The sequence below is a fragment of the Flavisolibacter tropicus genome, assembly GCF_001644645.1.
GTDB lineage: Bacteria > Bacteroidota > Bacteroidia > Chitinophagales > Chitinophagaceae > Flavisolibacter > Flavisolibacter tropicus.
This window is the reverse complement of record NZ_CP011390.1, coordinates 1,661,912-1,685,533: the sequence shown is the minus strand read 5'-3', so window position 1 is coordinate 1,685,533 and position 23,622 is coordinate 1,661,912. Positions and strand designations below refer to the sequence as shown.

The window sequence follows — 23,622 nt, the reverse complement described above, 5'->3', positions numbered from 1 at the left end:
AAATACCGCCAGTAGGCGGTATTTATAAAGAGTAGTTGGGAATTAATTATTTCGAATGGTTAGTACAATTCTCCTGTTTTGCGCCCGACCTTCAATTGTAGTATTTGGTGCAATAGGTTGTGTTTCACCAAAGCCTTTCGAGGTTATACGATCAGCATTGATTCCTTTTTGAATCAGGTACTGTTTGGCAGCTTCGGCACGTTGTTCGGAAAGCTTTTGGTTGCTGGCATCACTTCCTACATTGTCTGTATGTCCTTCAATATCCAGTAACAGCATATTGTCTTCCTGCATTATAGTTGCTAACTCGTTCAACGCTGGATAACTGTTAGTTGTAATCGTAGCCTTACCAAAAACAAAGAACAATTGTTTAGCTGTTCTTTCTACCGTTTTCTTTATTTCTTCCTTAATTTCTGGACAGCCATTATTGGCTTTTGTACCAGGTTGGTTTGGGCATTTATCTTCTTCATCATTAATGCCATCTCCATCTGTATCTGGGATAGGGCAACCGTCATATTTAGCAAGGCCGGGTAGCGTAGGGCATTTGTCTTTACTATCTATGATGGCATCACCATCTGTATCTGGACAGCCTTGGTATTTGGCTAATCCTGCTACATCAGGACAAGCATCTTGCTCATCTGGTACTCCATCTTTGTCTCTATCTAAAATAACAACCACAGGCTTAGGAGCTGGTGCTTCAACTGGTGGCGGTGGCGGGGTTTCTTTCTTTTCTTTTTTCTGGCGCTTGCCTTGATACAACGGAATAGATAATCCAGCATAAGCATCCAGGTTGCTGAACTCCTTCTTGAACATGCTGGATAATATTGATCCAGAACCAATGAATATAGGGCCTACGCGTAAGCTGGCACCCCAATTAAATTCCTCCTTATTAAAGGAGATTGGAGAGGATAGCCCAAACCATTGTGATTCAAAACGAGGTGTTAGACTAAGCGTTGAAATATAGTTGGTGCCATTCTTTTTAGTGTTTGCACCATGCACACTTACTAAGGCATCTGCATTTACAAAAAAATGTTTGGCAACATGCCAATCTATATTGCCACGTAAGCTGGTAGGTAAGAACATTTTTACATCTTCAGTAGCAGCTGTTTTCGTTAACAGATTTTCAGACTGAAGATATTTTAAATATTCCTCCATGTTATCAGTTCCCTTACCTTCAAATTCCTCAATGTTTACATTGGCGGCTGTTAGCTTGTATTTAGCACTTTGAGCCCCAGCTTTATATTTTATAGGAGCAACAGTAAAGTCTGTTACAGCAAAACTAAAGCGGAAGTTATAGGGGATCGTTCTGAACTGAGATTTGAATTTATTCTCATTGGGCTTAAACGTTCCATTTCTGATCTCATATACAGCACCCAAGTCTAGTCCAAAGGTTCCGTTACGCATACTAAGTTGGCTGGTTTTGAAGTCATCACCTTCCATCCATCTGTCCAGGCTTTTAGCATACATAATAGAACCATTTCCGTTGGCTTGATTCAACGTGTTGGCATCTTTGATATTAATATCCAGGTTATCCATGCGTATAGTTCCAGCAGAGAAGCCCTGAATATATTTCAAAGTTGCACCTCCTTTTAGAAAGTGTTTACCGTGGTCTTTAATGACTTTGGCATAGGATAGGCCCAAATCAGCAAAGGCATGTGCATTGACTTTTACGTTTTTCTCATTGAAAGTTTTGCCAAATAAATCAGAGGTAGGCTCTTCAAACAAAGAAATTGCTCCATTTGAAAGATTGTACATATTGGCCATAGTACGCAAACGCGTAGTGACGGCTAATGCGTTTTTCTTATTTAAGTTCAGTAAGAAAGAAGGGCCTAAGATGTCAATATTGGCCCAGCCATTTTTCTTTTCATTTACTGTGTTCCGGCGTTCTTTCCATTGATCAAAGTTGAAAAAAGAGCTATTGCCTTTATTAATAATATAGGCATTCGTGCCGCCATATCCATTTGCAGTAACAAGGTTAAAGTGAAACTTATAACGACTAGCTGCAATAGAAGCCGGGTTGCTGGTTACACCATTGACGCCTATATAATTGTTGTAATTATAGCCAATCAGGTCCTGGGCTATAAGGTTTTCCTTGCGCATCAGCAGTAGGGACGCTGATAACGCCAGGTACGGGATTAAATTTTTTCTCATTGTTAGAAGTTGGTTGCTGTATTAAATACAATTGGGCGCAAAGAAAATACAAAGAAGTACTAGTAATACTTAATTTTTACAGTTTAGCTTTTCCTTTAAATAAACGTTAGTTATAAACACTTAAATGTTGTAATTCCTTTGAAAGTAAAGACAAGCTTACCTGTTAGACTATTTGAATTTTTAGCGCCCATTAATAAAAATGCTAATATCCTTGGAGTAGATGAAAAGTAGTAATGAAATCGTTCATTGTTTTATTATAATTCAAAGAGCAATCTCCCGAATTCTGCATCTTATTTAAGAATTTACTTCAGTAGCTATTCCCTTTTCCATCTTTTATTTCTATTTAATTGTATTTGCTGTTTCGAGTTGCCGTTAAACAGAGATTCTTATGAAATTAAAGGGGGAGCCTAAATGCCAAGTGTGGGGTCTCTAAAATGGTTTTTACTTCTTTAGCCATTTTTATAAGTGGGCTTCATAAATTTTCATTTTATTCCACTATATCCTACCTTGCTACCCAGAAAATTGCTATATGCCTTATTATCACAAACTCGGAAACGTTCCTCATAAACGTCATACACAGTTCCGCAAACCTGATGGTGGTTTGTATTCAGAACAACTGTTTTCTACAGAAGGCTTTTCTAACGATTATACCTTGTTGTACCATGTACACCCGCCTACGCAGATCATAAAAACAGAAAACCCGGTTAGTGTAGCGCCAGAAGTGGCTGAGGAGAAAATGTTACGTCACCGCAGCTTTGAGGGCTTTCACGTAAAGCCAGTTGAGGATTATTTAGAAAGCCGTGTACCCGTGTTGGTAAATAATGACTGTCATATTGTATTGTCTTCTCCAATGAAGAGTGTAGAAAACTACTTCTATAAGAATGCCGATGCTGATGAAATGATCTTTATTCACGAGGGCAATGGGGTATTAAAAACCATGTATGGTGATCTGCCTTTTGGGTATGGCGATTACCTGGTTATTCCACGTGGTACTATTTATCAAATTCATTTTGAAAAAGAATATAACCGTCTCTTTATTGTAGAGTCATTTAGCCCTATTCGCTTTCCTAAACGCTATTTAAGCAAATATGGTCAGTTATTAGAACACGCGCCTTACTGCGAACGCGATATTCGTGCACCACAGAACCTGGTGACTCATGATGAGAAAGGCGATTTTCAAGTACGTACGAAAAAGAAAGGTGTGCTATACAACTTGCATTACGGTACTCATCCATTCGATGTAGTAGGCTGGGATGGTTGCTGTTATCCATACGCCTTTTCTATTCATGATTTTGAGCCGATTACCGGTCGCGTGCACCAGCCACCGCCAGTGCACCAAACATTTGAGTCCAACAACTTTGTAGTGTGCAGCTTCGTGCCTCGTTTATACGATTACCATCCTGATTCTATACCCGCTCCTTATAACCACAGCAATATTGATAGTGATGAGGTGCTGTACTATGTTGACGGCGATTTTATGAGCCGTAAGAACGTAACAAGGGGTATGATCACATTGCACCCTGCAGGTATTCCTCATGGTCCACATCCAGGCACTGTAGAAAAAAGTATTGGTAAAAAAGAAACACAAGAGCTGGCTGTAATGGTCGATACCTTCCACCCGCTTATGCTTACCAAGCAGGCATTAGCAATCGAGAATGCTGACTATACAACGAGCTGGGTAATTACAGAATAAGCTTTTAAATAAAATAATTCATTTTATGTTTAAAGAAGAGGGCAGGTATAATACCTGCCCTCTTCTTATGTCAATTCTGAAAGGAAATATTAGCGGGGTAAAACTTTCCCTGAGCCAGAAATGCGTGTGCTGATTACGGGTCTACCCTTGTAGAAAACGGATCCAGATCCTGAGATTTTAACATCAAGGTTTTGTGATACGTTGACATATGTATCGCCAGATCCGCTTGTTTCAGTTGTAGCCTTGGCTACAGGTACATTTAAGAAATCAATATTGCCAGACCCGGAAATACGGGTGTTTTCTTCATTAGCCGATCCTTCAATTACGCTCATGTTTCCTGATCCACTAATAGTGGCATCAATATAATCCACTTTAAACTGACTTATATTGATATTGCCAGACCCACTCACTTCCAGGTCCATACGTGAAGATGTTAGTAAACCCTCAGTGCGTATACTACCATTACCGGAGATCCGAAAGCCTGAAGCAGTAGGCGCTGTCACTTCTACACGTATGGGATCGTGTGAGCGTACTTTTACATCATCTTTAAATCGTATTACTAGGCGATTGTTGCTTGTATAGGTTTGAAGGATGTTCAGAATATTCTGCTGGGCGGTAACTACAACTTTGTATTCATTCCCTTGACGGTATATAACCTCTCCTGAACACCGTAGATCTGCACCACTAAAATTATTTACCTCGCGTGTTTCTGTAACCATAGGACCATCGCCATATACTTTTTTACAGGAAGTGCTAACAAGCGCGATCAGCGAAATGAATAAGATACTTAACTGTTTCATGTAATACTCTTTTTATAACTTTTTAAAATCTGGAATGGTCTGCCACGGTTACCACCGTTTTTGCCTAAATAAACATTCTTTGAAACCGTGGCAGATCTTTATACAATTTTTAAATAGGCTCTTAAAACTCTACTTTGTAATTAAGAATAGGAATCAATCCTGCTTGATAACTGGTTGTTACTTTACCTTTTTCACTATCGAAAAACTGACCGTATACATTCTGGCGGTTGGTAAGGTTCTGTACGTCTAGAGATAGTGTGCTGGTTAGGTGAGCTCTATTCCACTTCATGCTTAAACGGAGGTCAGTGCGGAAGTAAGCAGGGTTCTGCTCTGTGTAGGCGCGTTTCTGATAGTAAATAGCATATCCGGCTGCCACCGAACCAGCTTCATCAATGGGCGTATCTCGCAGTCCACCAGCATAGATGGTTTTAAGGTTAATGCCAAATGCCTTTTTCCCTTCTGCATAAACCCATTCTTTACCGGCAATGATATTGGCCAGGTAACCACCATTAAAACGGGTATTGTATTCAATTCCATCAGCAGCAGTATACTTTGATTGGTAGAATGAAGTGTTGATGGCGTAATAGAAATGGCGACTTAAATATTTTTCCAGGGATAATTCTAATCCATAATTCTTACCCTTGCCCTGGTTAACCAGCGGATCTGTGATGTATTCACTTTGTACATTCAGCATAGAAAAGGTATTCGTATCACTGGTGCTAATGGGTACATTAAACAAATGCTGGTAGTAAGCCTCGGCCTTCAGCGCTGTATTAGCTCCAAGGGCTCTTCTATAGGAGAGTACAATGTGGTGAGCTTTTGTGAGACCTAGATCTTTATTGGGGTTGGAGTGTGTGCCATCGCTGTTTTCTGTTTGGGCAAAATATACACCCAGCGCTTGTGTCTGACTGTGCAGGCCATAACCCAAGGCCAGTGAGCTTCTGTTATTCATATCCCATTTTATACTGGCCCTTGGTTCTACAGCCTGTGTATGGTTATATAGCAGTTTTAGATAATGCAGGCCGGCATTTACCGTTAGATTGTTGGCTACTTTATATTGCTCTTGAACAAAGCCTTGTAAGGTTTGTGTAGTACCTGTCGTATTGATCACTTCTTTCATGGGTGCGGTTTCATTCTCTTTTGATTTTTGGTAATAATCAATGTCAGTGTTCGTAGCTATAATACCAGCACGAACCATACTGCGCGTGGAGAATTTATGATTCAGTGTTGATGTTAGCGTCCACTTCTTTGTTATAAAGCGATCAATATAATCGGTGCGGTAATTATAGTCGTCTTGTACATATTTATAGTCGTCGCCTATCTTGTTAAATGAATAGGATAGGGCCGAGCGTAGATTCGTACGGTTGCCAAGTAGTATCGTATGTGTAAGGCCTGTAGCTGCTGTATTAGAAATAAATTCAGAGGTATAGCGATCACCACGGCTTTCCCATTTCAAAGAATCCATTTCTGCTTTCTCTGCTTGAGAGCTTAAGCCGCCAAAGCCAAAGAAGGTAAATGTTCCAGCCTTCTTGGTAGGTAGGTAAAAGTTGTAGGAAATATCCTGGAAGTTGGTAGTACCTGCATCCAGTGGCACGCCAATCTTGGTTAATAATTCTAATGTGGAGTACCGATAGTTTACCAGGAATGAGCCGCCACCTTTTTTACCGAGCGGACCTTCAGCCGCAGCGTTTAATCCTAAGAGGCCTGCTTGCAATGTATATTCTCTTTTCTCATTATTGCCTTTCCGTAGTTTCAGATCAAACACGCCACTCAGCGCATTGCCATACTCAGCAGCAAATGCACCCGTAATAAAATCAGAGTTAGACAAAAGCTGTGCGCTCAGGATAGAAATACCGCCACCGCTGCTACCTGTACTGCTGAAGTGATTCGGGTTAGGTATATCTACACCTTCCATCCGCCATAGTAATCCAGTAGGAGAATTACCACGGATAACAATATTATTATTGCCATCGTCTGTTGTCATCACTCCAGGAAAAGAAGTGGCCATACGCGATGGATCATTAACAGCCGCCGCATATTTCTGCGTTTCTTCTACTGTAAACGCACGTGCACTAACCGCACTCATTTCATTAAGTGGCTTGTTGCGTTTGCTTTTGGCTTGTACTACTACAGCTTCAGCTGTTTGTATCTTGTTTTCAATAGCTATTGTTAGTACAACTTCCTTTCCTGAGTTGATGGATATATTATCCTGTACCACATCTTTATAGCCTATATGTGATACATGTACTTGATGCACACCTACTGGTACAGATGGAAATCTAAACACACCATTTGCGTCTGTTACTGCAGTTAAATGTAAAGCTGGTAGAGAAACGGTTACGCCTTCTACTGGTGCTTGAATGGCGGCATCTACTATTACGCCTCTCAATTGTTGTGTAAGCGATTGGTTTTTTGATTTGCTTTCTTGCGCTTGTGCATATACGCTTACTTGTATAACCAATAAAAAGGCAAATATGTTAAAGAGCTTCTTTGAAAAATCTAATCTGGTTTTTCTGAACTTGGAATGCTTCTCTACAACTTCCATCTTTGAGTTTTGGTTTCTTGCTATTATCCTCATTGTAGTCGTTTTGAAGGATAACAACTGTACGCGCTTTAACCCCTATGCTGATTTAGAAAAAATTAATTCCAAAATTCCATCCTAACCATCCTTTAACATCTGTACCCAAATCATAGGTATGATAACCAGATGGCGGTATGCTGGCGCGATAACCATGGAAGTTTACATCCTGGTTTGAATAATAGACATTGAATGTAGGTCCGCCAAATAGCGATACATATTTTCCTAAACGTATGTTCAGGTTTACATGCGCTTTACTCAGCAGGTTGGTGTAATCCCATGCGCCCAAATATAAATATTGACAAGTTAATTCAGGATTAAGCGAGAGCACTCTACTTAGGCGCCGCTCGCTTCCCAAGCCATAACCAAACGTGTAAACTTTTCTTGAGGAGTCTAGATTGATACCTCCTTGCAGTATGCTGTACAGTTTTGAATTACCGGTTTTGAAGGCCGCATTAAAGTTTACTACTTCATTGCTGAAGAGCGAAAACTTATGATACCCTTTTAAAATGATATTGATTAATCCAATACTAAAACCATTAGAAGTGTCAGCTATATTAATTAATCCTATTTGTAAGCCTTTAAGGTTTTTGGCATAGTTAGCAACACCAGCAACCTGCACACCCTTCATTTCCCTGTTAGCAAAATTGATAACACCTGCCGCTTGCATTCCACTTACTTTATTGCGCACGTAGTTGACCACACCCACTGCCTGGAATCCTTTCATGCTATCACCCACATGGTTGTAAACCCCACTGGTTTGAAACCCGCTAAGAGAACCCGATACGTGGTTGTGTACACCGGCTGCCTGGAATCCTTTGACGGTATCTAATACTGTATTGGTAATACCAGCCACCTGGAAACCATGCATATGTTCACCAGCTATGTTAAAGAGACCAGCTGCCTGGAAGTACTGCACATATTTCTTATTGATGTTGAATAAGCCGCCTATCTCAGCACCATTCACACCGCCTGTATATCCGCCAAATACATTCAGCGAGAAGTTGTTTATTACCTGTCCACTCATTTTGCCTTGTGTGCTAAGTCCTGGAGTTAAAGACAACTGAAAGGGGCGTGAAGTAAAGAAGTTTTTTAGATTCAAACTTTGGATCTTTTGGGAGGAAGAGAGTAGAAAACGGCCAACACCCGTACGCTCTACAACAGTAGAGTCTGTTTTGGTATAAGTATATTCTGTGATTGTGGAATCTCTCTCTACGCGCACCTTTAATTGATCAGGGGCCATGAAATCCTCTGGAGTAATAATACTGTAGGTGCCAGTAGTAATAGGTGAAATAGTAACAGTTACCTGCTGATTAAACCCAGGGTCTACAACTACTGACGTATCCTGATAGAACTCTTTACTGACGGTTAATTCCGCACGCTTGGTTTTTTGTTTTAGGCGCAGCTTGAAATAGCCTTCATTATTAGTAAGGGCAGAAACTAATTGTGCTTTTTCATAAATACTGGCATTGGGCAAATGCAGGTAAGTATCATTGTCCAGTACATAACCACTCACTAAATAAAACTTGTCATCACTTACAGCCTTCTTTGTAACGACTGTTACTTTAATAGGCGCTTTACGGATGATAATGTAGTTGCCGCTTTCAAGAAACTCATAATGATCCGGTAATAAAGTTTGCAGGATCTGTTGAACCGGTTTGTTAGAAACGGCCAAGGTTACCAGGGAATCCTTCTTTAAGATATTGGTATTATAGGAGAAATAGAAGTTTCCTTTATTACTTAAGATCTCTAATACATGTTCCAGTCTTTGACTGTTTACATTTATGGTGATTGTTTTATCCAATAAGCTTTGTGTATAGGCTGTAATAATGCTGCCTAATAAAAGCCCTGTGAAGAGCAAACGTCTCCAAATCATTCTTGTGTTCATAGTGGCTGTTAATTCTTTTTAGCGTAATAAGATGGAATCTTTGGTTCGGGTAACGTTGATATTAAAAGTGAGACTGATCACATTTAATACCTGATCTAGTGACTCGTTGGTAAAAGTGGTACTCATTCGCAGGTTGCGCAGGGCTGGCCGGTCAATGACAATATTGGAGCCGTAAGCCTCATTTAACACTTCTACCAGTTTCCACAGTGGGGTATTGTCGCACACAAATTCTTTCGTGCGATAGTAATTATAGAGTTTTTCTTCTTCAACTGCTTTGGCTAAAGTGGTATCCTTCGATTCTACAGTTACTTTTTCTTTAGGGCGCAGTTCGATGGTTTTATTGCCACGTGTTACCTGCACTATTCCCGTTTCTACTATTACTTCTGTTGCGCCATTTTCACTGCGTACATTAAATGAAGTACCTACTACACGTATGGATACATCATTAACATGTATCACAAAAGGCTTTTTCTTGTCGGGCATTACATTAAAGAAAGCTTCTCCCTTTAATGCTATAGTGCGTGTGTCTTCTTTAAATTTTGAAGGGTAGGAGAGCTCGGAATTCTTGTTTAGTGTAATGACAGAACCATCTGGTAGTGTATCTATAAGCGTATTGGTCTGAGTATGTACAGCTAATTGTTGCACAGGCGCTTCGCGGTTTAACCATTGGTAGGCAAACAGGGCTGCTCCGGCAATGAGAATGAATAAAGCCGCTATCCGTAGCCAGGCAAATCGTTCCACTTTTCTTACTGGTTCCTCTGGGTGTATGCGTCTTTGAAATCGTTGCCAGGCCAGGTTCTCATCCACCACTTTAGTGGTGGCTAAGGTCTTGCTCTGGTTCCAGATGGTTTGCATTTGTTGAAAATAAAGCCGGTTGGCTTCTTCAGCACTTAACCAATCCTTTACCGCAGCACGTTCTTCCCGATTGGCTTCGCCCAACAAATACTTCATCAGCAACATGTCGTCAATATGGTAGAAGTTAGGGGTCACAGGTAACGGTTTAAAAGGGTTAATAAAATAAATAGCAGGGTAAGAAAACCGGCCAGTTTGGTACGCAATAGCTTTAAAGCCTTGCCCATTTGGTTCTCTACTGTTTTTACGGAAATACCTAAAACATCGGCAATCTCACTATAGCGCAATTCTTCAAAACGACTCAATTGAAAAACCGTACGGCAGCCCTCAGGCAACTCGGTTAAGGCCGCATGTAATCGTTTCTCTAGTTCTTTTACCTGCAACTTCTTGGTAGCAGTATCTGCATGTGCATCGTTGCGATAGCTAACATATAATTGATGCTGGGAGCGCACCTTGAGGTGCTTGAGGTGATTAAGCGATTCATTATGTACAGCCCTAAAAAGATAGGCGGCCACTGTACTGGTAATATTCAACTCTGTGGACCGTTCCCAAAGCTTATAAAAAACATTTTGCACCACTTCCTCGGCCATATCATCATCCTTCAGCATTGTAAAGGCATAGGCATGCAGGCTCTTGTAGTGTTGTTTGAACACCTGTTCAAAAGCCGCTTCATCCCGACTATTCAGCCTTTCTATCAGCTCGTCTTCTGATTCGTCCATTGTGTTTTGGTGGTGTGCAAGGTATACTGCGCTTGTCAAAACTACTTTATTAGGAAAACAACTCAGAACGCCTATACCCCTATGTGGCCAAAAAATATTAAATAGAAAAGTTGATTTTCCAGCTGGTGGAAATAAAAAAGGGCTTTTTGAAAAGCCCTTTAAGAAGATGTTATACTCGTTGTTTTAGAATGCACGGCTAATTCCTGTAAGCTTTCGATAAGGTTTGCTGAAAAAGTTGTCAATCGTCTTATTGAACTCATCTTTATAAATAATTGGGGTAGAGTGACCAGAATTGGGTAGTATCCATAAATAGGATTGCGGGATATTTTGGGCAATTAAAAGGGTATGCGCTGGGCGAATAATATCCTGATCACCGCCAATGACCAAAGTGGGAACCTGTATAGTTTTTAAATCGTCTGTTGTAATATGTGGTTCTTCCACCAGCAGGCGCATTAGTTTCCAGCCCGCTTTCTCCTGGGCATTTTTATCGGCTTTGTTTTTAAGGGCTGTATAGGCTGGCTGCAGCATTTCTGCAATGTCAGAGAATATGGCAGTAGTATCTGGCCAAAGGTTGGCACCGGTAATGGCTAGCTTCTTTACCTTTTCAGGGTGGCGCATTGCCAGCAGTAAGCCATTTATGCCACCATCGCTCCATCCAATAACATAGGCTGAATCGATCTTCATTGCGTCTAGCAGGGCGGCATAATCATCAGCCATCATTTCGTAGGACAGGGAGTCGGCAGGGTCTTTTGAGTTGCCTTGCGCACGGCTGTCAGCTACTATCACTTTATATTTTTTAGAAAAATAGGGGAGGTTATGTACAAAGTTGCCAATGGAGCCTCCGTTGCCATGAATAATGAGAAGCGGTTTTCCCTGTCCATAAGTTTCTGCATACATCTTAAAACCACGAATGTTGTAGTACTTACCTGTGGCTTTGTTATTGCCATAAGGAACACCAGTAGTGTTCTTGGTGAGGCGGGCAAATTCTTTTTCCATTTCATCCTGCGCAATAGAAAAGAAAGACAGGAAAAGGGGTAACAAAAGCAAGCAGACCTTTTTCATGACAGTTGGTTTGATTTAGGTCAATAAAAATAAGCGATTAAACGATACTGAGAGAGGCTGGCCTAGAGAAGGGGCGAATGATAAATAATCAGTCTTTTTAGCCTTCCCTCATTCTGCAATATCTCGTATATAACCCGTATATAACTCGTATATGTCTCGTATATATCTCGCCTCTATATAGAGACGAGATATATACAGGATAAATAGGAATTACATGGTATTTATAATTAAAATAATTAGGACAAAAGAGGGGCAAATGGCGATTGTTTTCAAATACTAGCAGCAATGCAACGAATGCTGTAAGCAAATTAATAAACTGAAAAGGGAACAGTTTTCGGTCAGGCGGGGCTTGAAATCCTTAGGTAAAGCAATTACTGTGGTGTAATTATTGGGTTATTTGATTAAATTAGGAAAACTAAAAACACACGGTTATGGTAAAACTCACAGATTTAAAGCCTGGCGATTTTGTACGGGTTAAGGATGAAGGCGTTGAAAGAGAGGGCATTGTAACAGATGTAGATCGCGAGGATGACATGGTTTGCATTGATAATGGTGTTCAAGAATTCTGGTTTACCCCTGACCAGATCCTTCCGGTTCCCTTAAACGAAGACGAGTTGCTAAAGCTGGGTTTTGAACGGCAGGAAGTGCCAGAGGGGATAAAATACCTGCGTGGACCTTTCCGGGTATTGACGCCAAAGCCGGGCGATTTCTCACATTTGGAGATGTGGTACCGGGAAGATAAACGGCATTTTGATATGCCTTTGTACGTGCACGAACTGCAAAATCACTATTTGCAGATGACAAAAGTGCCGTTGGAGAAGCCAATAATTCATTGAAAATCTTAATTTTACGTAAAATTGAGGCTCAAAATGTGATATTTTAGAGCCTCTTTTATTTTTTTTGAGTATTTATTATATCTTTGCGCTCCCAAAATCAGTATGTCTAAACAACCGCTAATTAAACAGGATGGAACGATCTTAGAAGCATTGTCAAACGCAATGTTTCGAGTAAAGCTTGAAAACGGCCATGAGATCATTGCAACGATCTCTGGTAAAATGCGGATGCACTATATACGGATTTTGCCTGGTGATAAAGTGGGCGTTGAAATGAGCCCATATGATTTAACGAGGGGAAGAATCAATTTCCGTTATAAATAATAAACTGATAGAACTCAAATTTTATGAAAGTTAGAGCATCAATAAAAAAACGTAGTGCCGATTGCAAAATCGTGCGTCGCAAAGGGAGACTTTACGTTATCAACAAGAAGAACCCTCGTTACAAGCAAAGACAAGGATAATCAAATTTCAGATTTGATAATTTCAGATTGGCGATTGCTTTCTGAAATCTAAAATCGTAAATCTAAAATCTAAAATAGAACATGGCTCGTATTGCCGGTGTAGACTTACCCAAAAACAAAAGAGGCGAAATCGGTCTTACCTATATCTATGGTATCGGACCTTCTACTGCTCAGTATATTCTTGACAAACACGGCATTGACCGTAGCAAGAAAGTAAACGAGTGGAACGATGAGGACCTGAACAACATCCGTACTACTATTAACGAAGAGTTTAAAGTAGAAGGTGCTTTACGTTCAGAAGTTCAAATGAGTATCAAGCGTTTATTAGATATCGCTTGCTACCGTGGTCTTCGCCATCGTAAAGGCTTACCGGTAAGAGGTCAGCGCACTAAAACCAACAGCCGTACTCGTAAAGGTAAACGTCGTACTGTAGCTGGTAAGAAGAAGGCGCCTAAGAAATAAATAAATAGCTGCATGCTGTACGCTTTACGCCGCACGCAATATTTGCTTGTAGCGTGAAGCTTACGGCTTGTAGCTTTTTGTATATGCACCTGATTTTCTGAATCAATTACGGATGCCCTTGGTGCGGGTGGAGGGTTGATTCGGGTCTTTCGACTTAGTCGGAGGAATTAATTAAAGTAAAGATTACCTCAAACATGGCAAAAGCACAAGGCGGTAAAGGACAACAAAGCGCGAAAGCGGCCGCAAAGAAAAGAATTGTAAAGGTTGATGCTTACGGTGATGCACACATCAGCGCAACATTCAACAACATCATTATCAGCTTAACAAACAAGCAAGGTCAGGTTATCTCTTGGTCTAGCGCTGGTAAAATGGGCTTCAGAGGTTCTAAGAAGAACACTCCATACGCTGCTCAAATGGCTGCTGCTGATGCTGCTAAAGTAGCATTAGACGCTGGTGTAAAAAGAGTAGACGTTTATGTAAAAGGTCCTGGTGCAGGTAGAGAAGGTTCTATCCGTTCTTTATCTCAAAGTGGTATTGAAATCGTAATGATCAAAGACGTTACTCCTTTACCACACAACGGTTGTCGTCCTCCTAAGAAGAGAAGAGTTTAATAAATGCGAAGGGTGAAATGCGGATTTTGAAATTCCGCATTTCGCTTTTCAACTTTCGCATTCAACATATTGAGCCAAACGGTTTCATTTAATCAAAGGGTGCTTCATTAATTTTTACCGCTTTCAACGATGAATGCACCGGTTTCTAAAAAGCGGAAATGAAATAAACAAACATGGCACGTTACAATGGTCCTAAGACCAAAATCTCCCGCATTTTCGGTGAGCCTATTTTAGGCAATGGTAAATGGTTGACTAAAAACAGCAACCCTCCCGGTCAACATGGTGCACAGCGCAAGCGTAAAACCATGGGTGAATACGCCCTTCAGTTGCGTGAAAAGCAAAAAGCTAAATACACTTATGGTGTATTAGAGAAGCAATTCCGCAAGACGTTTGAAGAAGCTTCACGTCGTAAAGGTGTTACTGGTGAAAACTTGATTAAATTATTGGAAGCCCGTTTGGACAACACTGTATTCCGTATGGGTATTGCTCCTTCTCGTCCAGCTGCTCGTCAGTTGGTTAGCCACAAACACGTAATGGTGAATGGCGAAGTTGTGAACATCCCTTCTTTCCAATTAAAACCAGGTGATATTATCACTTTGAAAGAAAAGTCAAAAGATAATTCAGCGGTTACTAGCCAGATCCGTGGCCGTAATCCTAAATTCACTTGGGTTGATTGGAATGAAACTTCTTTCCAAGGTACGTTCATCACTTATCCTGAAAGAGAAAACGTTCCAGAAAACATCAAGGAACAACTGATCGTCGAATTGTATTCTAAGTAATAAATTAAGTGATGAGTTAAGACTCATCACTTTCTCTTTTGTATAATGTCTTGCAAAAGAGTGTATCTTAGAAAAAGTCATCAGTTAAATTTCACTATGCTAAGAGGATAAAAGAGGATAAAGAGTAAAAGAGGGGGTTTCTCCTTGTCTCTTTCTTCTCCTTCAGTCTCTTAGGTAACTTTTAAACCTTTAAATCTGAAATAACAAATGGCCATTTTAAATTTTCAGAAACCTGACAAAATCGTACTTCAGAAAGCTACGGATTTTGAAGCTCAGTTTGAGTTCCGTCCGTTAGAACCAGGCTACGGTGTTACCATTGGTAACGCATTACGCCGTGTATTACTTAGCTCTTTAGAGGGTTATGCTATTACAGGTGTTCGTATTGAAGGCGTAGAGCATGAATTTGCTACCATTCCAGGTGTTTCTGAAGACGTTGTGGAAATCATTTTGAACTTGAAACAAGTTCGTTTGAAAAAAGTGGTTGACCACGATGTACAGTCTGAAAAGATCACTCTTTCTATAAAGAACAGAGCTGAATTTACAGCTGCTATGATCGGTGAAGGCACTCAGTCTTTCCAGATCATGAACCCAGAATTGTTGATCTGCACGTTAGATGCTTCAGCAAAGATGGATATTGAAATCAGTGTTGGTAAGGGCCGTGGATACGTACCTGCAGAGGAAAACAAACCAAAAGACGCTGCTTTAGGTTTTATCCCTACAGATGCTATTTATACTCCTATCAAGAATGTAAAATACAGCATTGAGAATACCCGTGTGGAACAACGTACTGACTTTGAAAAGTTAGTAATGGATGTTACTACCGACGGTACTATTCACCCAGAAGAGGCTGTTAAGCAAGCTAGCCGTATTTTGATCCAGCACCTGATGATCATTACGGATGAAAATATCACTTTCGACAACAAAGAAGAGAAGAAAGAAGATATCGTAGACGAGCAAACTTTACAACTGCGTAAAGTGTTGAAGACTCCTTTGGAAGACTTGGATCTTTCTGTACGTGCCTTCAACTGCTTGAAAGCAGCTAAGATCAATAGCTTAAGCGAGCTGGTTCAATACGAGCAAGAAGACCTGATGAAATTCAGAAACTTCGGTCAGAAATCACTTTCTGAAATCGAACAGGTTCTGAACGAAAGAGGTTTACACTTCGGTATGGATCTGAGCAAGCTGGGTGTAGATAAAGATGATTTCTAAATCAGTTTAATAGTCCACAGTCGACTGTCGAAAGTTGTCTGTGGACTTTATTTATAACAGTAGGCTGCAATTCCTGACACGGTGCAGCTGAATTAAAACAAATGTCATGCGTCACGGAGACAAAATCAACAACCTGGGTCGTAAGAAAGCGCATCGCGAGGCCCTTTTGAGCAACTTGACTTGCCAATTAATTCAGTACAAAAGAATCGTAACTACTTTGGCTAAAGCTAAAGCGTTGCGTGTTTATGCTGAGCCTTTGATCACTAAAGCAAAAGAAAACACTACTCACCAACGTCGTGTGGTGTTCAGTTATTTGCAAGACAAAGAAGCGATCAAAGAATTATTTGGAACAATCATCGAGAAAATCGGCGGTCGTCCAGGTGGTTACACTCGTATTATCAAATTAGGCACTCGTCCTGGTGATAATGCTGAACAAGCCCTGATCGAATTAGTAGACTTTAACGAGATCTACGGAAAAGGTAAAGAAGAGAAGAAAGCTCCTGCTAAAAGAACACGTCGTGCTGGTGGTACTGCTAAAAAGAAAGCTACTACTGATGCGGCTCCTGAAGCTGAAGCATCTGATGCTCAACCTGAAGCAACTGAACAACAACCATCTTAATGATTGCATGTTCTATGATACAAAAGGCAAGATGTTTGTTCATCTTGCCTTTTTTTATGCTCATTTTGTAGATTTTTTTTCATATAACCAAACATTCGAATTTTCTTTGCACAATTCATTAAACACTATGTCACAGAAAGAAGCCCTTTTAGTTTTAGAAGATGGAACGGTTTGCCGAGGTCAGGCTTTTGGTGCTATTGGTACCACAGGCGGTGAGCTTTGCTTTAATACTGGTATGACCGGCTATCAGGAAGTATTTACAGATCCTAGTTATTATGGTCAGGTTTTGATCATGAACAATGTACATATTGGAAACTATGGGGTAAATGAAGCGGATATAGAAAGTGATAGCATTAAAATAAAGGGTTTGATCGGTAGAAACCTGGAAGAGCTGTTCTCTCGCCGTCAAGCTCAAGGTTCATTAGATGAATATCTGAAGAGTCAAAATATTGTTGCTATTGAGGGTATTGACACAAGAGCGCTTGTTACCGCAGTAAGAAGCAAAGGTGCCATGAACTGCATTATTTCTTCTGAAATTCTGGATCCTGAAGTATTAATGAAAAAGCTGGAAGAAGTACCTGATATGTCGGGTCTGGAGTTGGCATCTATTGTTAGTACTAATGTGCCTTATGAAATTGGAGACCCTGTTTCGCCAATACGTGTAGCTGTATTAGATTATGGTACTAAGCGTAATATTCTGCATTGTATGGTGGAGCGTGGCGCCTATGTAAAAGTATTCCCTGCCAAGACGCCGCTAGAGGAAATCAAAGCATTCAATGCTAATGGATATTTCCTTTCAAACGGCCCTGGCGATCCAGCTTCTATGGAATATGCTGTTGGTACTGTAAAGGGTTTGTTGGAAGATGAGAAGCCAACGTTTGGTATCTGCTTAGGACACCAGTTGCTGGCTTTAGCAAATGATATTCCTACGTTTAAGATGCACCATGGCCATAGAGGGATGAATCATCCAGTAAAGAACCTGATCACTGGTAAATGTGAGATCACTACCCAAAACCATGGATTTGGTGTAGACCCTGAAGCAGTACGCAATGCACCGCATATTGAAATAACACACGTAAACTTGAATGATAACTCCATTGAAGGGATTCGTGTAAAAGGTAAACCGGCCTTTTCAGTACAATACCACCCGGAAAGTTTTCCTGGGCCACACGACAGCCGCTACCTTTTTGATGAATTCATCGATTTGATCAAAAAGCATTCAAAAGCATAAATTTACAGTCACGCTCCGCGTGACTTTTTTTATGTTTCCAGTACTAACTACTGATCGTTTTTTGCTGCATGAAATCATAGCAGATGACCAAGCTTTTATATTTGAAGGACTTAGTCATCCGCAGGTGATACCTTTTTATGGTGTATCCTATCAAACACTTGAAGCAGTAGAAACGCAAATGGATTTTTATAGGGATATGCAGGTAAATGAAACGGGTACCTGGTGGAAGATCGTAAAGAGGGAAACAGGCGAAAGAGTAGGGGCTATAGGCTTTAACAATTATAATAAGCAACATAGTCGGACTGAAATAGGGTATTGGTTACTGCCTCAATATTGGAAGAATGGTATCATACAAGAAGTGCTACCTGTAATGATTGATTTCATTCTTCATAAAAAGAAAATCCATCGCATAGAAGCGCTAGTAGAAACAGGTAATACGGCCAGTGAAAATGTATTGAAACGACTGGGTTTTACCTACGAGGGATGCATGCGTGATTGTGAAATCAAAAACGAGAACTACATTAGCTTATCAATTTATAGTCTACTTTCAACAGACACCTTAAATATTGCACATGAACATTGCTATCATTAATGGTCCAAATTTGAACTTGTTAGGTAAACGCGAAACTGATATTTATGGAAGTCAGCCATTTGAATCCTTTCTGGTGTCATTAAAGACCAAGTATCCGCACGTGCATATTCATTATTTCCAAAGCAATATTGAAGGTGAAATCATTAACGAAATTCAACGGGTGGGCTTTGATTACAATGGTATTATCATTAATCCTGGCGGTTATACGCATACTTCAGTAGCTATCGGTGATGCCATTGCTGCTATTAAAACGCCTGTTATTGAAGTCCATATTTCTAATGTGCATGCCCGTGAGGAATTTCGTAAGTTGTCTCACGTGTCTGGCAAGTCAGTGGGCAGTATTTTTGGCCTTGGATTAAAAGGTTATGAACTAGCTGTTGAATGGTTTATCAGGTAGTAACAATTCTTTTGGTCACCTTGTCGATATCTACAGTTACCTTATGAATGAACTCCAACTGTTCTTTCTGTAATATTTCTTCAGCAGATTGATCCAAAAGCTGTTGAGGGACTTCCGGTAGTTTTTCCAGATCGGGCACAGAACAAGTGGTGTCTATTCTTTTAATAGCATTGCAAAGTGCTGACAGCGATTGTTTGGTAAGTCGCAATGCATATTGCTGGCCAATTGTTTTTGTACTAGTTGTAGTAAGTGAAGCAATATTTGAAAAAAGTATGTGGTTTAGTACTACAAACTGGTGGATATCTTTTTATTTTTCTGTTTCCCCTTAGGCTCAGAAAGCATGCGTTGAAAAGCTGCTGATAAGTTGGCTGATTGAATGTATACTTCTTTGCGAGCCAGTTTAAAGTCGGTTGTTTTCATTACCTCTCCTGAAAATTTTTTGGCAACAGTAAGTAGATAATCAATATTGGCCTGAAGCATTTTACGGATATGGTCTTTAAAATCTTCAGCCTCCCATTTGGGAAATAAGAGGTAACTAATTGGGAAGGCAATAGCACAACCGATAACTGTATCTAAAATACGCTCTCTGGCTACTGCAATAAATCGTAACCCCATTAGCTTAAACAAGATCAGTACAAATGGTGTTACAAAGAGAACCATGGCTATATAATTCGTTCGCTGTGTGCTATATGTTCCTAACATAAATACTACCATTAGCGCAAACAATATGTTAGTATTAGGAATAAAGGCCAGTATTAAAATGGCAATCATACCACCTATGACAGTACCTATTATGCGTTCAATATTTCGTTGTTTGGTAAGGCTGTAGGCTGGCTTTAAAATGAAGGCTATCGTTAATACGATCCAATAACTATGTTGCCCATAGTGAAACACCTTACTAATAGTAAAGCCTATTAAGCATGCAATGGCTACGCGTATGGAGTGCCTGAATATTGAGGAGTTCAGGTTCATATTATCCCAAAACAGCTTGGCGTCAAAACTCTGATGGGAAACAAACCGTTGAAAATCTATGTTTTTAACGCGCTCTGATTTATGGGTAGCTGGTTCAAAGTAATTGGAGATATCGTTGATGCGCAGAACTAATCTACGGATATTTACCAGGATCTTCTTAAGTACGATATTACTGATACCCTTTTCCTCTTCGCTGATCTTGTCAATTTGTACTTTTAAAGCATCAAACTCTTGTTCAAAATTGACTCCCTTCCTATAAGGGTGATTAGCTAAAATAGCCAGTCCAATTGCATCTAACTCATTGGCAATGGAATGAATAAATTTGTTTATATCAGATAATATGTGGTATTTCTGAAAGCGCTGATGTAACGAAGGGTAATCGTAATAGGTGGCGGTTACTTCTTCAAACATATCCATTACATCTACAAATGTGAGAATCAAGGTATGCCCTGTAAATGACGGCTCCCCTACAATTTGGCGGCTTTTAAAGAAAAGTTCTCTAACACTTTCTTGCTTCTCACTAACGACTACTTGTTGCGAGAATAACTCCTGATACGCTTTTTCTAAATCTGCATTTGTATTATAAAACTTTGCCTTGATTCTTAAATATTTTGCCAGTTCTCTAATGCATTTCCCTAATGCTCTTTGCGCTGGGCGATAAGGGCTAATATTGTAAAAGAGTAAACTTATTCCAGCATACCATAATCCTCCGGCTACAATAAATAATGCTTGCCATAGAATTCCATAGCCATGGTTGGGCTGGTCCATTGTTAATATCAATACCAATAAAGCGCCGCTGCCCACAGCCGTAGCCCGTGCACCATAAACGGTAAACATGGAAAAAAGAAAGCTGCACAGCAAAATCTCTAGCCCTAAGGCATACACATTTGTATGAACGAAACCTGTAAGTAGGGCTGAAATGAACATGAACAGAATGCTAAAAAACATGCCATTGCGCTTGTGAATGACAGGACCTGGGGCGTCAGCAAAGTTTACGCAAAGTGCACCTAATGAAATAGTGGTACCTATATGTAACTGCCCAAAAAAGTAAAGTATTAAGGAAGGCAAGAGAATGGCAATAGTGGTTCGTAAACCATCTGCAAACTCTTGCGTAAAGAAAAAATATCTAAACTCCCTAAGCTGATTTCTCATCTGTAGATCTTCTTAATGATTAAGTCCTTGCTCTATTGAATATACTGCTTTGACTAAAACTATGCCTCCCTTTTTACCTATTAATAGTCTTTATGGATGAGCATAGTCAGATGTAAAAATAATACTGCTCATTTCCTTCTTAAAGACTTAGCAATAACTTTACAAATCTTTAATTGTTTATGAAAGTTGCTATCCAATATAAGACTGCTCCAGAAGCATTAAGTATTATTCAATCTGGGAATAGGGTTTTTGTACAAGGTAGTGCTCAAACACCTACTTTCCTGCTAAGCGAACTGGCAAAAATGGCAGATCGCTTTAAAGATGTAGAGTTAGTATCTATAAGTGTATATGGCGATATACATGTAAATAAGCCATCGCTTCTAGAAAGCTTTCATATGAATTCTTTATTTGTATCTGCATCCATCCGTGCAGACGTAAATGAAGGTAGAGCTGATTATGTTCCTGTCTTTTTAAGTGATATACCCAACCTTTTCTATCAAAATATATTACCGATAGACGTGGCTATTGTTCAGGTTTCTCCTCCTGACGTTCATGGGTATTGCTCATTGGGAGTGTCTGTAGATATAGCTCGCTCTGCGGTAAATACAGCTAAATATGTTATTGCACAGGTTAATCCCAATGTTCCACGTACACACGGCGATGGATTAATTCATATTAATCGTTTTCATAGCATGGTGTATTGTGAGGATCCATTATACGAAGCACATTTTGGTGAAAAGGTAGGAGCGGATGAGCTAAGAATAGGCGAGTATGTAGCCTCATTAATTGATGATCGATGCACCTTACAAATGGGAATCGGTTCTATACCAGATGCTGTATTGAAATCACTCACTAACCATAAAGATTTGGGTGTTCATACGGAGATGTGTTCAGATGGTATTGTAGATCTTTTTGAAAAAGATATCATCAACAACAAACACAAAAATATTCATCCTAATAAAGCGGTGATTGGGTTTGCATTAGGTACCCGTCGCTTATATGATTATGTGGATGATAATCCTGCATTTCAATTTTTGGATATTGATTATGTGAATGATCCGCATGTGATACGCCGCAACAATAAGATGGTAGCCATAAACAGTGCCGTTGAAATTGATATTACTGGACAGGTATGTTCTGACTCTATTGGAACCTATCAGTTTTCTGGTGTGGGTGGTCAAATGGATTTTATGCGAGGTGCTGCTCTAAGTAAAGGTGGTAAGCCTATAATAGCCTTGCCATCCCGTACAGCTAAAGGCGTATCAAGAATTGTAGCTATGTTAAAGCCTGGTGCTGGTGTAGTAACCACCCGTGCACATGTACACTATGTGGTTACAGAATATGGTATTGCTTATTTATTTGGAAAAAACCTACGTCAGCGTGCTAAGGCTTTGATCAGCATAGCTCACCCAGAAGATCGAGAACAATTGGAAAAGGCATGCTTTGAACGCTTTAAGCTGTTTTAAAACGTTCAAAGTTTTGATTGCCATTTGTTAGGATATTGGATCTACATCAAAGGCTACCTATAAAGAAACTTCTATAATTTTTAGTGGTGATTGAGTTGGAATAATTTGTTTTAATTGGAGTTCGGCTTTGTTTAAGAGTGTTTGAAACTCCTGTTCTGTTCTTTCTCTGCCAGCTAACAATACCTGCATATGTAAGTCATAGAAAGAGCCGAAAGGATCGGGTTCATTATTTAAAACCATATCTACAATCAATAAGCGGGATTCGAGTGTCATAACCTTCTTGCAATTACTTAGGATACTCAGTGATTTTTCATCGTCCCAATCATGTAGTACACTTTTCATTATCAAAACATCTGCTGTTGGTACCTCTTCAAAGAAGTTTCCTGTTTGAATGGTGACTCTTTCTATCACTTCATTCAATACATGATTAGCTACTACACTTTCCTGATCATATAAGATGCCCTTCAGGTTTGGGTTAGCTAACAGAATATTTTTTAAAAGGATGCCTTGACCTCCGCCAATATCACAGATGGTTTTAAAAGGAGAGAAGTCGTAAGAAGCGGTAATTGCCTTGGCTGACATAGAAGTCGCTGTTGTCATCCACTGATTATAAGGTTCTCCATACTTAGGGTGTTTATCTAAATAGTCAAAAATAGGACTACCCATTGCCTCAGTAAAGGCATCTTTCCCTGTTTCTAATGAATAAGACAACAGGTTCCAGCTCTTTTGCCAAGGTTCGGATCCTATCATCAGCAAGCCACCATATAGGCTACCAGATACATCTTTTAAAAGCAATCTACCAACATCTGTTAGGCTATAGTTGTCTTCTTCAATTGTAACAATATCTATAGCTTTTGCAAAGCGTAATGTTCTAAATAAGACATCTGCATTGAGATGACAAGCTGTTGCTATTTCGCTTAATGTTCTAGCGTTATTTCGTAATTGCTCAATCACACCTGATTTAATGAGTGTATATAAGATATTTGTGTTTGCAAATCCAAGAGCCAGTTGCCAAAGCTTTGCATTTGGTGTTTGTTGTGACATATATATTAAAGTTTTGGTTCTCTATTTTATGCATTATGCCATGTCTAGTTT

23 protein-coding genes are annotated in these 23,622 nt (G+C 39.8%); 13 read left to right on the top strand and 10 right to left on the bottom strand.

What is annotated here, in order from left to right; translation table 11 throughout:
* Positions 1-42: 42 nt before the first annotated feature.
* On the bottom strand, positions 43-2,148 hold the full coding sequence (locus tag SY85_RS07060) for an OmpA family protein (RefSeq protein WP_066402880.1): 2,106 nt from the start codon (positions 2,146-2,148) through the stop codon (positions 43-45).
* 529 nt (positions 2,149-2,677) lie between these two features.
* On the opposite strand from SY85_RS07060, the gene SY85_RS07055 reads away from it, so the two are divergent.
* Positions 2,678-3,841 carry a homogentisate 1,2-dioxygenase gene (locus SY85_RS07055; RefSeq protein WP_066402874.1) on the top strand — a complete coding sequence of 388 codons (1,164 nt, stop codon included), beginning with the start codon at positions 2,678-2,680 and terminating at the stop codon, positions 3,839-3,841.
* A gap of 89 nt (positions 3,842-3,930) precedes the next feature.
* Here SY85_RS07055 and SY85_RS07050 read toward each other — a convergent pair whose 3' ends face one another.
* From SY85_RS07050 to SY85_RS07025, 6 genes are all read right to left on the bottom strand, one after another.
* Positions 3,931-4,641: a head GIN domain-containing protein gene (locus SY85_RS07050; protein WP_066402871.1), complete on the bottom strand. Its 711-nt coding sequence runs from the start codon at positions 4,639-4,641 to the stop codon at positions 3,931-3,933.
* A gap of 121 nt (positions 4,642-4,762) precedes the next feature.
* Complete coding sequence (locus tag SY85_RS07045) at positions 4,763-7,219, bottom strand: TonB-dependent receptor (protein ID WP_226999034.1); 2,457 nt, start codon at positions 7,217-7,219, stop codon at positions 4,763-4,765.
* 52 nt (positions 7,220-7,271) lie between these two features.
* Positions 7,272-9,107, bottom strand: coding sequence for an LA_2272 family surface repeat-containing protein (locus tag SY85_RS07040; protein ID WP_066402868.1), 1,836 nt, complete (start codon positions 9,105-9,107; stop codon positions 7,272-7,274).
* 18 nt (positions 9,108-9,125) lie between these two features.
* The gene (locus SY85_RS07035; protein WP_082886318.1) at positions 9,126-10,097 is read right to left on the bottom strand and encodes a FecR domain-containing protein; all 972 of its coding nucleotides are present in this window, start codon (positions 10,095-10,097) and stop codon (positions 9,126-9,128) included.
* Positions 10,094-10,678, bottom strand: a complete 585-nt coding sequence (locus SY85_RS07030) for an RNA polymerase sigma-70 factor (RefSeq protein WP_066402863.1) — start codon at positions 10,676-10,678, stop codon at positions 10,094-10,096. The genes SY85_RS07035 and SY85_RS07030 overlap by 4 nt, the downstream gene beginning before the upstream one ends.
* Positions 10,679-10,861: 183 nt before the next feature.
* Complete coding sequence (locus tag SY85_RS07025; protein WP_066402862.1) at positions 10,862-11,740, bottom strand: alpha/beta fold hydrolase; 879 nt, start codon at positions 11,738-11,740, stop codon at positions 10,862-10,864.
* Positions 11,741-12,171: 431 nt separating this feature from the next.
* On the opposite strand from SY85_RS07025, the gene SY85_RS07020 reads away from it, so the two are divergent.
* From SY85_RS07020 to aroQ, 11 genes are all read left to right on the top strand, one after another.
* Entirely contained in the window at positions 12,172-12,576 is a 405-nt protein-coding gene (locus SY85_RS07020; RefSeq protein ID WP_066402860.1) for a hypothetical protein, read from the top strand.
* A gap of 102 nt (positions 12,577-12,678) precedes the next feature.
* Entirely contained in the window at positions 12,679-12,897 is a 219-nt protein-coding gene (gene infA / locus SY85_RS07015; protein WP_066402859.1) for a translation initiation factor IF-1, read from the top strand.
* A gap of 23 nt (positions 12,898-12,920) precedes the next feature.
* Positions 12,921-13,037: a type B 50S ribosomal protein L36 gene (gene ykgO, locus SY85_RS25010; RefSeq protein WP_014220631.1), complete on the top strand. Its 117-nt coding sequence runs from the start codon at positions 12,921-12,923 to the stop codon at positions 13,035-13,037.
* A gap of 81 nt (positions 13,038-13,118) precedes the next feature.
* Positions 13,119-13,499 (top strand): 30S ribosomal protein S13, encoded by a 381-nt coding sequence (gene rpsM, locus SY85_RS07010; RefSeq protein WP_066402850.1) that lies wholly within the window; start codon positions 13,119-13,121, stop codon positions 13,497-13,499.
* 194 nt (positions 13,500-13,693) lie between these two features.
* Positions 13,694-14,110, top strand: a complete 417-nt coding sequence (gene rpsK, locus SY85_RS07005) for a 30S ribosomal protein S11 (protein WP_066402841.1) — start codon at positions 13,694-13,696, stop codon at positions 14,108-14,110.
* A 173-nt stretch (positions 14,111-14,283) separates the two neighbouring features.
* Entirely contained in the window at positions 14,284-14,889 is a 606-nt protein-coding gene (gene rpsD, locus SY85_RS07000) for a 30S ribosomal protein S4 (RefSeq protein WP_066402839.1), read from the top strand.
* A 207-nt stretch (positions 14,890-15,096) separates the two neighbouring features.
* Positions 15,097-16,098: a DNA-directed RNA polymerase subunit alpha gene (locus SY85_RS06995; RefSeq protein WP_066402837.1), complete on the top strand. Its 1,002-nt coding sequence runs from the start codon at positions 15,097-15,099 to the stop codon at positions 16,096-16,098.
* Positions 16,099-16,204: 106 nt separating this feature from the next.
* A complete protein-coding gene (gene rplQ / locus SY85_RS06990) occupies positions 16,205-16,717 on the top strand; it encodes a 50S ribosomal protein L17 (RefSeq protein ID WP_066402834.1) in 513 nt (170 codons plus the stop codon).
* 127 nt (positions 16,718-16,844) lie between these two features.
* A complete protein-coding gene (gene carA / locus SY85_RS06985) occupies positions 16,845-17,948 on the top strand; it encodes a glutamine-hydrolyzing carbamoyl-phosphate synthase small subunit (protein ID WP_066409457.1) in 1,104 nt (367 codons plus the stop codon).
* Positions 17,949-17,979: 31 nt separating this feature from the next.
* Positions 17,980-18,540 carry a GNAT family N-acetyltransferase gene (locus SY85_RS06980; RefSeq protein ID WP_066402833.1) on the top strand — a complete coding sequence of 187 codons (561 nt, stop codon included), beginning with the start codon at positions 17,980-17,982 and terminating at the stop codon, positions 18,538-18,540.
* Positions 18,521-18,937: a type II 3-dehydroquinate dehydratase gene (gene aroQ, locus SY85_RS06975; RefSeq protein WP_066402831.1), complete on the top strand. Its 417-nt coding sequence runs from the start codon at positions 18,521-18,523 to the stop codon at positions 18,935-18,937. Before SY85_RS06980 ends, aroQ begins: the two co-directional genes overlap by 20 nt.
* Here aroQ and SY85_RS25415 read toward each other — a convergent pair.
* Both SY85_RS25415 and SY85_RS06970 read right to left on the bottom strand, forming a co-directional pair.
* Entirely contained in the window at positions 18,930-19,145 is a 216-nt protein-coding gene (locus tag SY85_RS25415) for a hypothetical protein (protein WP_148661128.1), read from the bottom strand. The two genes, aroQ and SY85_RS25415, sit on opposite strands and share 8 nt — an antisense overlap.
* A gap of 77 nt (positions 19,146-19,222) precedes the next feature.
* Positions 19,223-21,061: an FUSC family protein gene (locus tag SY85_RS06970; RefSeq protein ID WP_082886317.1), complete on the bottom strand. Its 1,839-nt coding sequence runs from the start codon at positions 21,059-21,061 to the stop codon at positions 19,223-19,225.
* Between the two features lie 179 nt (positions 21,062-21,240).
* On the opposite strand from SY85_RS06970, the gene SY85_RS06965 reads away from it, so the two are divergent.
* Complete coding sequence (locus SY85_RS06965; RefSeq protein ID WP_066402829.1) at positions 21,241-22,527, top strand: acetyl-CoA hydrolase/transferase family protein; 1,287 nt, start codon at positions 21,241-21,243, stop codon at positions 22,525-22,527.
* A gap of 57 nt (positions 22,528-22,584) precedes the next feature.
* Here the strand turns inward: SY85_RS06965 and SY85_RS06960 are convergent, their stop codons facing one another.
* Positions 22,585-23,571: a methyltransferase gene (locus SY85_RS06960; RefSeq protein ID WP_066402827.1), complete on the bottom strand. Its 987-nt coding sequence runs from the start codon at positions 23,569-23,571 to the stop codon at positions 22,585-22,587.
* Positions 23,572-23,622: the final 51 nt, after the last annotated feature.

Bases quoted from the DNA above. Each gene is read 5' to 3' on its own strand.
- SY85_RS07060 (WP_066402880.1), bottom strand. From the start codon at position 2,148: ATGAGAAAAAATTTAATCCCGTACCTGGCGTTATCAGCGTCCCTACTG.
- SY85_RS07055 (WP_066402874.1), top strand. From the start codon at position 2,678: ATGCCTTATTATCACAAACTCGGAAACGTTCCTCATAAACGTCATACA.
- SY85_RS07050 (WP_066402871.1), bottom strand. From the start codon at position 4,641: ATGAAACAGTTAAGTATCTTATTCATTTCGCTGATCGCGCTTGTTAGC.
- SY85_RS07045 (WP_226999034.1), bottom strand. From the start codon at position 7,219: ATGAGGATAATAGCAAGAAACCAAAACTCAAAGATGGAAGTTGTAGAG.
- SY85_RS07040 (WP_066402868.1), bottom strand. From the start codon at position 9,107: ATGAACACAAGAATGATTTGGAGACGTTTGCTCTTCACAGGGCTTTTA.
- SY85_RS07030 (WP_066402863.1), bottom strand. From the start codon at position 10,678: ATGGACGAATCAGAAGACGAGCTGATAGAAAGGCTGAATAGTCGGGAT.
- SY85_RS07025 (WP_066402862.1), bottom strand. From the start codon at position 11,740: ATGAAAAAGGTCTGCTTGCTTTTGTTACCCCTTTTCCTGTCTTTCTTT.
- SY85_RS07020 (WP_066402860.1), top strand. From the start codon at position 12,172: ATGGTAAAACTCACAGATTTAAAGCCTGGCGATTTTGTACGGGTTAAG.
- infA (WP_066402859.1), top strand. From the start codon at position 12,679: ATGTCTAAACAACCGCTAATTAAACAGGATGGAACGATCTTAGAAGCA.
- ykgO (WP_014220631.1), top strand. From the start codon at position 12,921: ATGAAAGTTAGAGCATCAATAAAAAAACGTAGTGCCGATTGCAAAATC.
- rpsM (WP_066402850.1), top strand. From the start codon at position 13,119: ATGGCTCGTATTGCCGGTGTAGACTTACCCAAAAACAAAAGAGGCGAA.
- rpsK (WP_066402841.1), top strand. From the start codon at position 13,694: ATGGCAAAAGCACAAGGCGGTAAAGGACAACAAAGCGCGAAAGCGGCC.
- rpsD (WP_066402839.1), top strand. From the start codon at position 14,284: ATGGCACGTTACAATGGTCCTAAGACCAAAATCTCCCGCATTTTCGGT.
- SY85_RS06995 (WP_066402837.1), top strand. From the start codon at position 15,097: ATGGCCATTTTAAATTTTCAGAAACCTGACAAAATCGTACTTCAGAAA.
- rplQ (WP_066402834.1), top strand. From the start codon at position 16,205: ATGCGTCACGGAGACAAAATCAACAACCTGGGTCGTAAGAAAGCGCAT.
- carA (WP_066409457.1), top strand. From the start codon at position 16,845: ATGTCACAGAAAGAAGCCCTTTTAGTTTTAGAAGATGGAACGGTTTGC.
- SY85_RS06980 (WP_066402833.1), top strand. From the start codon at position 17,980: ATGTTTCCAGTACTAACTACTGATCGTTTTTTGCTGCATGAAATCATA.
- aroQ (WP_066402831.1), top strand. From the start codon at position 18,521: ATGAACATTGCTATCATTAATGGTCCAAATTTGAACTTGTTAGGTAAA.
- SY85_RS06970 (WP_082886317.1), bottom strand. From the start codon at position 21,061: ATGAGAAATCAGCTTAGGGAGTTTAGATATTTTTTCTTTACGCAAGAG.
- SY85_RS06965 (WP_066402829.1), top strand. From the start codon at position 21,241: ATGAAAGTTGCTATCCAATATAAGACTGCTCCAGAAGCATTAAGTATT.
- SY85_RS06960 (WP_066402827.1), bottom strand. From the start codon at position 23,571: ATGTCACAACAAACACCAAATGCAAAGCTTTGGCAACTGGCTCTTGGA.